This window comes from Corynebacterium sp. UBA4397 (assembly GCF_002390965.1).
In the GTDB taxonomy this organism is placed as follows: domain Bacteria; phylum Actinomycetota; class Actinomycetes; order Mycobacteriales; family Mycobacteriaceae; genus Corynebacterium; species Corynebacterium flavescens.
Map to the genome: position 1 here is coordinate 37,685 of NZ_DGRD01000017.1, position 11,481 is coordinate 49,165.

Consider the following 11,481-nt stretch of genomic DNA (forward strand, 5'->3'; position numbering starts at 1 on the left):
AGCAAGGTTCAGTCCGCATCATTTACTTTCAACCAACTTCAAAGGAGACTTTCCCACCATGTCCCCCCAATACCGCGTCCAAAACCCTGTAGACAACCAGGTCATCGAGACCTTCCCCTCGGCTTCTGATGCTTCGATTGAGCAAACGCTCGCTGACTCTGCTACCGCATACCGGGAGTGGTCGGCCCTCCCGCTTGCTACTCGGGCGGCTGCGGTAACCCGCGTTGGCGAGCTCTTTGAAGATCGCAAGGAGGAGCTGGCAGAAATTGCCGCCACGGAAATGGGCAAGCCCCTGCATGAAGGAATAGAGGAGGCCGAGTTCGCCTCCGCTATCATGCACTACTTCGCGGACAACGGCGCGGCTTTTAGCGCCGAGCAGGAGATCCCCACCGGCGGTGATGCCAGGGCTTTCATCCGCCGCCTGCCCATCGGCCCACTACTGGGCGTCATGCCTTGGAACTTCCCCTACTATCAGATTGCCCGTTTCGCGGCGCCGAATCTGGTGTTGGGCAACACCATCGTGCTCAAGGACGCGGAGATTTGTCCCCGCTCGGCTGTTGCGGTGCAGCAGATCATGGATGATGCCGGCATCCCCCACGGGGTCTATAGCAATGTCTTTGCCACCCACGAGCAAATCGGCACCATCATCGCCGATCCCCGCGTACAGGGCGTCTCGCTCACGGGCTCGGAACGCGCTGGATCCATCATTGGGGCACAGGCGGGCAAGAACCTCAAGAAGGCAGTCTTGGAGCTGGGCGGCTCCGACCCCTTCGTGCTTCTCGACGCCGCTGATGTCAAAGCCGCCGCACGCCTGGCATGGAATACCCGGATGTACAACACCGGCCAGGCCTGCAATTCCAATAAGCGCATGATCGTCATGGACGATATCTACGATGAGTTTCTCACCGAGCTCGTCGACCTAGCAAACAAGGCCCGGCCCGTGGATCCGCATAGTCCGGAGTCGGCGGCGGATGACACCTACTGTCCGCTTTCCTCGCGGGATGCGGCGGAGAACCTCGACGCTCAGCTGCGTCGCGCGGTCGCTGCCGGCGCCACTGTGCACGCAGGTGGCGAGCTTGCCGCCGAAGGCGCGTACTTCTCCCCCGCTGTGCTTAGCGATGTCCCGGTGGGCTCCGACGTTTACTACGAGGAGCTTTTCGGCCCCGTGGCGACGGTGTACCGCGTGGCTTCCGATGCCGAGGCACTAGAGCTGGCCAATAACACGCAATTTGGTCTCGGTGGAACGGTCTACTCCCAGGATCCGGAGCGCGCCGCAGCCCTGTCACGTCGCCTCGAAGTGGGTATGGCGTGCGTCAACACCCCGTCAGCAGAGAGCTCCGAGCTGCCCTTTGGGGGAGTGAAGCGCTCAGGCTTTGGCCGCGAACTCGGCCCCCTTGGCATGGATGAGTTTGTTAATAAGCAGCTCTACTACGTCGAGAAATAGCTCGCATTAGCGCTTAGCCATGGTGCTCGCCGTGGTGTTCGGGGTACGTTAGACCTCCCTTCTATCTCCGACACCCTGCGGGGTAACCGGGAAAGGCGGCTTTCGTGCGGCAGTTTCATCACATCCTCGCCAACACCCTCATCGCCAACGTCACCACAGGCTTCTTATTCTTCGCCTTGACTTTCTGGATTTATCTCCAGACCGGTGACGTGGCACTGACGGGCATCGTCACCGGCTCGTATATGGCCTCCGTTGCACTCGGCTCGGTTTTCTTCGGGTCCGTGGTCGATCACCACTACAAGAAGAACGTCATGGTCTTTGCCGCCACCGCTACTCTCGTGTGCTACCTGCTCGCAGCTGCGGTGTGGGTTGTCTGGCTCGACCACGAGTCCATGAGCATTTCTGATCCTGCTTTGTGGGTCTTCATTCTCGCCGTTACCGCCGGATCCGTGGTTGAGCACATGCGCAATATTGCCCTGTCAACCACGGTTACTCTCCTCGTTCCGGAGGAAGACCGCGACAAGGCCAATGGACTCGTCGGCGCGGTGCAAGGGGTGGCCTTCATGGTCACCAGTGTCATTGCAGGCCTGGCCATAGGTTTCATCGGTATGGCAGCCACCTTGTGGGTATCACTTGGCCTCACAGTCGTAGCCCTGGTGCACCTTTTACCCATCGCCATTCCAGAGGCAAAGATCCTCAGCGCAGCAGAAACCACCACTGAATCCACCACCGCCGCTGGATCTTCCGGCCCCAGCACTGCAGACCCCACTGTGCTCTCTAAAGGGATTGACCTCAAGGGATCCCTGCGTATCATCAGCGCGGTGCCTGGTCTGCTCGCCCTCATCCTCTTCTCTTGTTTTAATAACCTCATCGGCGGGGTCTACGCGGCACTGATGGATCCTTATGGACTGGAGCTTTTTAGTCCGCAGGTGTGGGGAATAGTTTTAGGTGTCACCGGAACCGGTTTCGTATTCGGCGGCATGATCGTGGCGCGCACAGGCCTAGGCACAAACCCTGTGCGCACTCTCTTGTTGGTCAACGTCGCAGTGGCGATGCTCGGAATGCTCTTCGGACTGCGCGAGTGGTGGTGGCTCTACGCGGGCGGCATCTTCTTATTCATGCTCACCGTTCCAGCCGCGGAGGCAGCGGAACAAACCATTCTGCAGAGGGTGGTTCCCTTCCGCCAGCAAGGCCGCGTATTCGGCCTAGCCATGGCGGTGGAGATGGCCGCCAGCCCGCTGGCCACTTTTGCTGTGGCCATCCTCGCGCAGGCCTATCTCATCCCCTGGATGGCAGGGCCAGGTGCACAGACCATCTTTGGCGTCATTCTGGGCGAGGGCACCACACGCGGCATGGCCCTGATGTTCTTCATCTCCGGATTCATCATGCTTGTCGTCGTGCTCCTCGCCCTCAAGTCCCGCCCCTACCGCCAGCTGAGTGCGTACTACGCCGGGGCGAGTCAGGACATTGCAGGCTCGGCACAAGAGAAGGCCTGAGAAAAGCAGCAGATAGAAGAGTAAATACCCAGGGCTCTAGGGGCTAAAGCCTAAAGCTCTAGAGCCTAAAGCGCGAAAAAACTCCCCAGGGGAAGCGGAGACTTTTGGGTGGTCTCTTTCCTGGGGAGTGATTTCGCGAAGCCTATGGCTTAGTTAGAGCAACTACTGCTGCGCAGGACCTGCTTTGGGCTCTGCTGCGTCTTCAGTCTGAGTCCCAGACTCATACACAGTCTTGGCTTCAGTCTTTGCTTCAGTCTTGGCCGCGTTCTTGGATTCAGGCTTTGACTCGGTCCCGTCATCGGTCGGGTACTCACCATTCGCCTTCTTGCGGGCGATGCTGCGCTTGGCCACAGGCCACAGAACTACGAGAGCGCCGGTGGCGATAAGGCTCGTCCATACCTGGGTACGGCCAATATCAGTGGTGAGCATCACGATGAAGATGGCGGCGATAGACAGTATCAGCACGATGTTAATCCAGGGGAAAAGCCACATCTTCAACTTGAGGCCGGCAACCTCCTCCGGAGTCATCTTCATGCGCAGGCGCATCTGAGTCAGCGCGATAAAAACGTAGACGAAGAGGGCAACAAGGCCGGCCGAGTTCATGATGAACTCGAAAACGCCGGACTCTGGGGCAGCGAAGTTCACGATGGTCGCCGCGATGCCGCCGATGGTGGAAGCGAAAAGCGCGACGATGGGAACGTTGCGTTTATTGCGAACGGTAACCGCCTTTGGGGCATATCCGCGATCACCCAAGGCGGCGAGCATGCGCGAGGCCGAGTACAAGCCCGAGTTGAGCACAGAGATAACCGCGGTAAAGATCACCAACTGCATGATCATAGCAGCGCCGGGCAGGCCCAACAGCGAGAACACATAGGTGAAAGGAGCAGTGGCTACGCTCGTGGGATCGGGCAGCTCATTCCAGGGCACAACCGCGACGATGACGGTAACGGCACCGACGAAGAAGAGCAGGATGCGCCAGATGATGGTGTTCGTAGCTTGGTTGATACCCTTGGCCGGATCCTCGGATTCCGCGGCGGCCATGACGGCGATCTCAGTGCCGAAATAAGAGAAGATGACGATGGCAACACCGGTCAGTGCCACGGTGATGCCATTGGGTGCGAATCCACCGTGGTCCCACAGATTCGACACGGATATCTCGGCATTGGGCCACAGTCCGAATGCGAAGAGGGTACCGGCAACGAGGAATACCACGATGGCGATGACCTTGATACTGGCCAGCCAGAACTCAATCTCTCCAAAGGTACGCACGGAGATAGCATTCGTGGAGATGAAGATGAGAAGCAGGATCATCGACCACGCCCAAGAGGGGAGGAAGGAGAACCAATGCGTCAAGGTTTCCCCGCCTAACACCGCCTCATAGGCGAGAACGCCCACCCAGAAGTACCAGTAGAGCCAGCCCACCAAGTAAGCGGCCCAGTCACCTAGACCGACGCGGGCGTATTCCATGAAGGAGCCGATGGAAGGCCGCGCTGCGGCCATCTCCCCCAGCATGCGCATGGCGAAGAAAACCAGCAGGCCGCCCAAGAGGTAGGACAAGATGGCAGCGGGGCCGATATTGCGGATGATGTTTCCGGATCCAACGAAGAGGCTGGCGCCGATGATGCCACCCAAGGTGATCATCGTGACGTGGCGCGACGCTAGCTTTTTGACCTCGTTGCCGGGATTACCGTTTTCGTCGACCCGTGCCGACGGTTGTGTTTGGGACATTGCTTTCTCCTCAGGTGAGCGAGATATATCGGGTATCTAGGTATTCTTCAATGCCTTCGGTTCCGCCCTCGCGCCCGAAGCCGGACTGCTTGATGCCGCCGAAGGGGGCGGCGGGATCGGAAATGGCGCCACGATTGATGCCGACCATGCCGGCGTTGAGCTTTTCTGCCATCAGCTGGGCTGACTCCAGCGAGCGGGAGAAGCCATAGGCAGCCAACCCGAACTCGGTGTCATTGGCCGCGGCGATGCCTTCCTCAAGATCGCTGAAGGTGCTCACGGTGGCCACTGGGCCAAAGATCTCCTCGTGCAGGATGCGCGCGTCAGAAGGGACATCGACAAGCACGGTGGCGGGATAGAAGTAACCTTGCCCCTCCGGGCGCTTGCCGCCAGTGGTGGCACGCGCGCCTGCGGCGAGCGCGTCTTCGACAAGCGCGGCGATGCGATCGCGTTGCTTGGCCGTGATGACGGGCCCCATGGTGGAGGATTCATTTAGGCCATGTCCCACCACGGAGGCAGACATGGCTGCGGTCAGGCGCTCGCTGAACTCTTGGGCGATGGACTCGTCGACCAAGAAGCGGTTGGCGGCGATACAAGCTTGTCCACCGTTGCGCATCTTCGCCTGCATGGCGCAGGTGAGGACGAGATCAAGATCCGCGTCAGCCGCGATGACAAAGGGAGCGTTTCCGCCCAGCTCCATCGAGGTGTGCAAGAGGTTATCGGCGGCTTGGCGCACCAACTGGCGTCCCACCGGGGTGGACCCGGTAAAGCTCACCTTGCGCAGGCGGGAATCCGCCATGAGCTCGGAGGACAATGCCGAGGCCGCGGTGGTAGGAACAATGGAGACGAGGCCCTGCGGGACGCCGTGACGGGCGAATACTTCCGCGAAGACCTGGCCCAAAAGGAGCATGGTCAGCGGTGTCTCGTGCGCGGGCTTGATAATGATTGGGCACCCAGCCGCCAAGGCCGGGGCGATCTTGCGCGTTGCCATGGCCAGCGGGAAGTTCCAGGGGGTAATGGCAAGCACTGGGCCCACGGGAGCACGCGATACCAGGATGTGACCGTTACCGCCCGGCGCGGTGGCCAGGCGTCCCGGGATTCGCACTGCTTCCTCAGCAAACCACCGGAAGTATTCGTTGCCGTAGGCCACCTCGCCACGGGCTTCCGCATAGGGCTTGCCCATCTCCAGCGTCATAACGCGAGCGAAATCATCGGCCCGCGCGGCCACGGTGGTGAAGATGTCGGTGAGTACTTCGGAGCGCTGGCGCGGGGCAAACTCGGCCCACTCTTCCTGCGCTGCGACCGCCGCGTCGAGGGCCTTCATCCACTCCGTGGAGGTGGCATCCGCCACGTGGGCGAGGACCTGTTCGGTGGCGGGGTCGAGCACCTCAAAGGTGCGTCCGCCGGTGGCCCCGACGTTCTCGCCTTCGAGCCAGATGCCGGTCGGCAGGGAGCCCAGCAGCCCCTCCACCTGCGTATAGTCAAATTCGCTCATGTGGCAGGGTCCTTACTTGTACTCGTTGAAGAGCTTGACAAGTACCTGCAGCGCCTCGCGCCACAGGTGCTCCGGGATAGCCAGGGAAGGCAGGAAGCGGATGACGTTGTGGTCGAGGCCACAGGTCAGCAGCAGCACGCCCTCGGCCTTGGCGGCAGCGGAGATCTGGTGAACCAGCTCGGAGTCCGGCTCTCCCTCGTCGGTGATGAACTCGAGTGCCAACATGGCACCGCGTCCGCGGAACTCGGCCACGCGCTTGTCCTCGACCAGCTCGGAGAGCTCTTCGCGGGCGATCTTCTCCAGGTTCTGGGCGCGGGCTGCGAAGTCCTTGTCCTCGAATTCCTTGAAGGTGGCGAGCGCAGCGGCACACGCCACGGGGTTTCCGCCGTAGGTGCCGCCTAGGCCACCGGCCTGCGGGGCGTCCATGATCTCTGCGCGGCCGGTAACGGCGGACAGCGGCATGCCGGAGGCAATGCCCTTGGCGGTGGTGACCAGGTCAGGGACGATACCCTCGTGGTCGGAGGCGTACCAGCTACCGGTACGCATCATGCCGGCCTGAATCTCATCGGCGATGAATACGACATCGTTGTCGTTGCACCACTTGACCACTGCGGGCAGGAAGCCCTCGGCGGGGACGACGAAACCGCCCTCACCCTGAATAGGCTCGACGATGACGCAGGCCAGGTTGTGGGCACCGATTTCCTGCTCAAGCATCGTGATGGTCTGCTTGGCAGCCTCGGCGCCGGTCAGTCCGTCGCGCAAGGGGTAGGACATGGGAGCGCGGTAGATGTCCGGGGCGAAGGGGCCGAAGCCGGACTTGTAGGGGGCCTGCTTGGCGGTCATCGCCATGGTTAGGTTGGTGCGGCCGTGGAAGGCACGGTCCATGACGGCGACGCCGGACTTGCCGGTGTAGTTGCGAGCAATCTTGACTGCGTTCTCCACAGCCTCAGCACCGGAGTTCAGCAAGACGGTGCGCTTTTCGTGGTCGCCTGGGGTGACCTCGTTGAGCTTTTCAGCGACCTCGACGTAGCCGGCGTAGGGAGAGACCGAGAAGGAGGTGTGCGTAAAGTGAGCGACGGCTTCCTGGACTGCCTTGACCACTGCCGGGTTGGAGGCGCCAGCCGAGGTAACGGCGATGCCGGAGGCCAGGTCGATGTACTGGTTGCCATCAGCATCTGCGAGGATTCCGCCGTCTGCATCGACAACGTAGCCGGGCAGCGAAGGAGTCATTCCGGCGGGCAGGGCTGCCTTGCGGCGCTCGTCGAGGGCGGCGCTGACTGGGCCCGGCACCTGCTGGTTGAGCTTTCGGACCTGCTCGAGGCGGTACTCAAGTTCCTGCATGATTTTCCCTTCCATAAAGGAGCATTCGAATTTTTATAGTGTTACCCATTTTTATAGGATGACCATATTGTGAGACTTGGCACCCCCTATAAACTATGTCCGCTCTGGCGAAATTATTTCCCAAAACTGGCCCTTGCGTATAAACTTGGACGTCAGCGCGAAGAAAAGGAGTCTTAGTATATGGGATCAATCGGCTTGAAATGGCTCTACAATCAGCGCCGTCTGGATTTGCGGCCCATAGTGGAAGGCCCCACCACCTTCACCACTATCCAAGCCACCGAGCTTGAAGATCCCACTGAGTTCACCGCCCCCGGTGCCATCATCCTCACCGTGGGACTCGCCTTCAACGGCGCCGCCGCAGGCTTCCCCGCCTATGCCGCCCGGCTCAAGGCCGCCGGGATCCAAGGCATTGGCTTCGGCACAGGGCTGGGCTTTCGCACCATTCCGCAGCAGCTCATCGCCGCCGCTCAGCAGGAGGGTCTGGCGCTTTTCGAAGTTCCCCGGGCCATAGCCTTCAACTCCATCATCAACACCGTCTCCTCTGAGCTTGTGCGCAGTGAGAACAACCAGCAGTTTGCCCTGCACCGCCGGCAAGAGGCCCTCAACAAGGCGGCGGCCTTCGGCATCGATCACCTCGTGGCCCAGGCCTCCCAAGAACTCGATGCCGCGATCGCCCTCGCCGCCTCCGATGGCACAACGATATCTAGCCACCCGCGCCACTCACTCGACGCGTTGCCCGATGCCATCTCCGTTGCCACCGATCCTGAAGCCTCCACCTCGGGCGCCCAGAGCCGCACCCTCAAGGACGGCACCACTGTGGCCACCATCACCAACGCCTTCCGCATCCAGGAACACCAGCGCTTCGGCTTAGCCGCCTCCGCCCCGCTGAAATTCGATTCCTATGCCCGCGCGCTGGTACGCCACCTCGTGGGTCTTGCCGGCCTCCTCCTGCGGGAGTCCGATTCCAGCCGGCAGCACACTCTTGGCGGCCTGGCCTTAGCCGCGCAGCTAAGCTCCCCTGCCCTCGCACCGAGCCTGCGCGCCCAGCTCGCGCAGGCTTTCGGGACCATCGCGCGCGAAGAAAACGTGGTCTATTGCCTCATCAGTGCTGAGTCCCCCTCCGCTTTGAACAAGGCGCTGCACTCCTTGGCCGGGCACGCTGCCGCGACCGGAACCAGCTACTTCAGCCTCCCCCTCGACCCAGAGCGCTCCCCCACCGCTTCCCCCGCGCCCTCCCCCGAAGTTCCTGGCACCCCTAGTGCTGCCAGCCAGGTCCTGCTGGCATTCTCGCCCGATACCCGTATAGCCACGATGCCCCAGCTTTTTGGGCGTGCCTCTTCCTCCCTGCGCGGTGCCCACACAGCCGCAGTGCACTGGAGCGAACTCTCGAGCGACCTGCTCTCGGCACTTCGCATCCAGGCCCAGACTGAGCCTCTGGGCACCGCCGCGCAACTCGACGATCTTGGACCTGTCTGGCTCAACAACTCCGCGGTCCGCTCCGCCCTCGATGCGCGCTACGCAACGCTTCTGGGTGAGCTCGATGCATACGACGCCGCCCACGCCACGGAGTTACTCCCCACGCTGCGCGCCTTCTTGCTTGCCGACGCCCACCTCGCCCACACCTCCGCCGAGCTCGGCGTCCACCGCCACACCGTGCGCTCACGCATTGAGAAGATCCAGCAGCTGTGCGCCATCGACTTGAGCGATCCCATCACGCGCGCCGAAGTGCTGCTTCTGTGCATCAGCCCGCGTGCCGGACGCTAGAAAGACTAGCTAAGACTACCTGCAAGGACCTCGCGCTAGACCTCAAGAAACGCCTTAGCTCCGGGGCGAGAAATACGGCCCATCCACCGCGACGAGGCTCGTGCCATTCCATTTATAGGTTCCACTCCCGTTCAGGCTTGGGCAGCACATCGCATCAGTGTCTTGATAGCCATACCAGGTCATAGACATATTCGGCCCGTCTACTCCTTCCACGTTGTAACCACCCCGATAGATTTTCATGTCCTCGACTGCCGGCATTTTCACTTTGACATTGGCATCTTCGTCGAAGATGTACCAAGCTAATTCAGTACCTGATCCACCTCCACCGGATGCAATTGCAGCGATGATATCGATGCCCGGCTCGTTATCAATCTCCCCTTGCCAGGCCGCGATCTCGCTCGGCGAAGATGCAAAACCGCCGCTAGCAGTTGCCAGACCCACTGCGCCATTATCTGGCATTCTCAACTGTCCATTAACCAGTGTGAAAGAATGGCCCGGATAAAAAACTACATCCCCAATCGTGGCACTCATTAGCTTTTCCCTTATATATAAAGGAACCTGCGAATCCACGGGCTGCGGATTGCTTCCGCGCGTGCTTTGCGTGCTGGGCGCAGCGGTCTCGGTGACGGTGACCGTAGATCGCGGCGCTTGTGCTTCTTGGGTGAGGGGCGTGGGAGATTCAGCGGGTTGCGGGGAATCTTGGTCCGCTGCACAACCGGCAAGGCCGAGGGCGAGGGCGACAATACTTCCGGTGGTAATCGCGCGGAGAGATAAGGGGAGAGAGAAAGAGAGAGGCATCATTCAAGATTAGCTGGGCAAATCTCTTCTGGCGCGGAATATACGCCTCTTTCACACCCGGAGGTACTACACTTTCCCCATGTCTGAGCCCACTGCCGAGCCCATGTCTGAGGCCACTACTAAGCAACTAGCCCGCCTGCGAGATGCCGTGCCGACGACATGGCTGCGCACGCCGAAGCCCGCGTCCGAGATGAGTCTCGATTCCGGCCTTATCACCGCAGCTGAGGCGCGGCTGCAGCGGTTTGCCCCGTGGCTCGCGCGCCACTTCCCTGATACCGCCGCCGGTATTATCGAGTCGCCGGTGCAACGTGCGGCGCAGGTGCAAGGCTTTCTCGATTCCCGCTTCGGACACAAGCTCCAGGGGCAGTTGTGGCTCAAACGCGATGACAGCCTCGCGGTCAGCGGTTCCATCAAGGCTCGCGGTGGCATCCACGAGGTGCTCATGGCGGCAGAGCGCCTGGCAGATGAGCTCGATCCACACAAATCCGCCCCGCAGGATCCAGAGCAATTCGCAGACCTCCTCGATAGCGCGCCCTTCCGTCTCGCCGCAGCGCGCAGGCCTATTCTTGTCGGCTCGACGGGCAATCTTGGGCTGTCCATCGGGACGGTGGGCCCGGCCCTGGGCTTTCCCACTCAGGTTCACGTGTCCGTGGATGCCAAGGCGTGGAAGAAGGAGCTGCTGCGGGCCAAGGGCGCGCAGGTCATCGAGCACAGCGGGCTCTTTAGTGAGGCCATAGCGCAGGCGCGGACCGCGGCCAAGGAGATTCCCGGTGCCTACTTCGTCGATGATGAATACTCTTTCGGGCTCCTCGCCGGCTATGCAGTGGCCGCGCTGAGGCTTGAAAAGCAGCTGCATGAGAGCGGGGTCGAGGTAAGCCACGAGAATCCTTTGCATGTCTACCTGCCCTGCGGTGTGGGCGGCGGCCCCGGTGGGGTCACTTTCGGCCTCAAGCACGTCTTCGGCGACAATGTCCACTGCCACTTCGTCGAGCCCACCACCAGCCCGTGCATGTTCCTCGGCGTGCTCAGCGGCAAGGGCCACGCCGTGAGCTGCCAGGATTATGGTCTTTCCGGGCACACGCTTGCCGACGGCCTCGCTGTCCAACGTCCCTCCCAACTCATCGTGGACTACGTCGCCCCCCATGTCTCGGGATTCCACACCGTGGAGGACACGGTGATGTTAGCCGGCGTCGATTGGCTGCATGCCCGCGAGGAAGTCGATGTCGAAGTCTCAGCGACGGCTGGGCTGAGCATTCCGTGGCGCGAAGACCTTATTGGTGCCCAGGGAACCCACCTGGTGTGGCTGACCGGAGGAAGCCTAGTCCCTGCTCACGAGCGTGAGGAGCTGCTGCGACAGGCCCAACACTTTTAGTTCACCTGCGTTTCATTTAGGGTTACTTACTTGAGCGCCGACCGTT

8 protein-coding genes are annotated in these 11,481 nt (G+C 61.2%); 4 read left to right on the forward strand and 4 right to left on the reverse strand.

Annotated features, from left to right (window positions below; translation table 11 throughout):
• Positions 1-58: 58 nt before the first annotated feature.
• Together B2696_RS03615 and B2696_RS03620 are read left to right on the forward strand one after the other, a co-directional pair.
• The gene (locus B2696_RS03615) at positions 59-1,444 is read left to right on the forward strand and encodes an NAD-dependent succinate-semialdehyde dehydrogenase (RefSeq protein ID WP_075729312.1); all 1,386 of its coding nucleotides are present in this window, start codon (positions 59-61) and stop codon (positions 1,442-1,444) included.
• Positions 1,445-1,548: 104 nt separating this feature from the next.
• Positions 1,549-2,940 (forward strand): MFS transporter, encoded by a 1,392-nt coding sequence (locus B2696_RS03620; RefSeq protein WP_286953958.1) that lies wholly within the window; start codon positions 1,549-1,551, stop codon positions 2,938-2,940.
• 162 nt (positions 2,941-3,102) lie between these two features.
• Here B2696_RS03620 and B2696_RS03625 read toward each other — a convergent pair whose 3' ends face one another.
• From B2696_RS03625 to gabT, 3 genes are read right to left on the reverse strand one after another with little or no spacing between them, the layout of a single operon-like run.
• On the reverse strand, positions 3,103-4,668 hold the full coding sequence (locus tag B2696_RS03625; protein ID WP_286953959.1) for an amino acid permease: 1,566 nt from the start codon (positions 4,666-4,668) through the stop codon (positions 3,103-3,105).
• Between the two features lie 10 nt (positions 4,669-4,678).
• Positions 4,679-6,160, reverse strand: coding sequence for an NAD-dependent succinate-semialdehyde dehydrogenase (locus tag B2696_RS03630; protein ID WP_286953962.1), 1,482 nt, complete (start codon positions 6,158-6,160; stop codon positions 4,679-4,681).
• A gap of 12 nt (positions 6,161-6,172) precedes the next feature.
• Positions 6,173-7,501 (reverse strand): 4-aminobutyrate--2-oxoglutarate transaminase, encoded by a 1,329-nt coding sequence (gene gabT, locus B2696_RS03635; RefSeq protein WP_286953964.1) that lies wholly within the window; start codon positions 7,499-7,501, stop codon positions 6,173-6,175.
• A gap of 180 nt (positions 7,502-7,681) precedes the next feature.
• Here gabT and B2696_RS03640 point away from each other — a divergent pair, with 180 nt between their 5' ends.
• A complete protein-coding gene (locus B2696_RS03640) occupies positions 7,682-9,265 on the forward strand; it encodes a helix-turn-helix domain-containing protein (RefSeq protein ID WP_286953965.1) in 1,584 nt (527 codons plus the stop codon).
• A 54-nt stretch (positions 9,266-9,319) separates the two neighbouring features.
• Here B2696_RS03640 and B2696_RS03645 read toward each other — a convergent pair whose 3' ends face one another.
• On the reverse strand, positions 9,320-9,796 hold the full coding sequence (locus B2696_RS03645; protein ID WP_075729307.1) for a hypothetical protein: 477 nt from the start codon (positions 9,794-9,796) through the stop codon (positions 9,320-9,322).
• 346 nt (positions 9,797-10,142) lie between these two features.
• Here B2696_RS03645 and B2696_RS03650 point away from each other — a divergent pair, with 346 nt between their 5' ends.
• Entirely contained in the window at positions 10,143-11,435 is a 1,293-nt protein-coding gene (locus B2696_RS03650; RefSeq protein ID WP_286953968.1) for a D-serine ammonia-lyase, read from the forward strand.
• The last annotated feature ends 46 nt before the right edge of the window (positions 11,436-11,481 follow it).

Bases quoted from the DNA above. Each gene is read 5' to 3' on its own strand.
- B2696_RS03615 (WP_075729312.1), top strand. From the start codon at position 59: ATGTCCCCCCAATACCGCGTCCAAAACCCTGTAGACAACCAGGTCATC.
- B2696_RS03625 (WP_286953959.1), bottom strand. From the start codon at position 4,668: ATGTCCCAAACACAACCGTCGGCACGGGTCGACGAAAACGGTAATCCC.
- B2696_RS03630 (WP_286953962.1), bottom strand. From the start codon at position 6,160: ATGAGCGAATTTGACTATACGCAGGTGGAGGGGCTGCTGGGCTCCCTG.
- gabT (WP_286953964.1), bottom strand. From the start codon at position 7,501: ATGCAGGAACTTGAGTACCGCCTCGAGCAGGTCCGAAAGCTCAACCAG.
- B2696_RS03640 (WP_286953965.1), top strand. From the start codon at position 7,682: ATGGGATCAATCGGCTTGAAATGGCTCTACAATCAGCGCCGTCTGGAT.
- B2696_RS03645 (WP_075729307.1), bottom strand. From the start codon at position 9,796: ATGAGTGCCACGATTGGGGATGTAGTTTTTTATCCGGGCCATTCTTTC.
- B2696_RS03650 (WP_286953968.1), top strand. From the start codon at position 10,143: ATGTCTGAGCCCACTGCCGAGCCCATGTCTGAGGCCACTACTAAGCAA.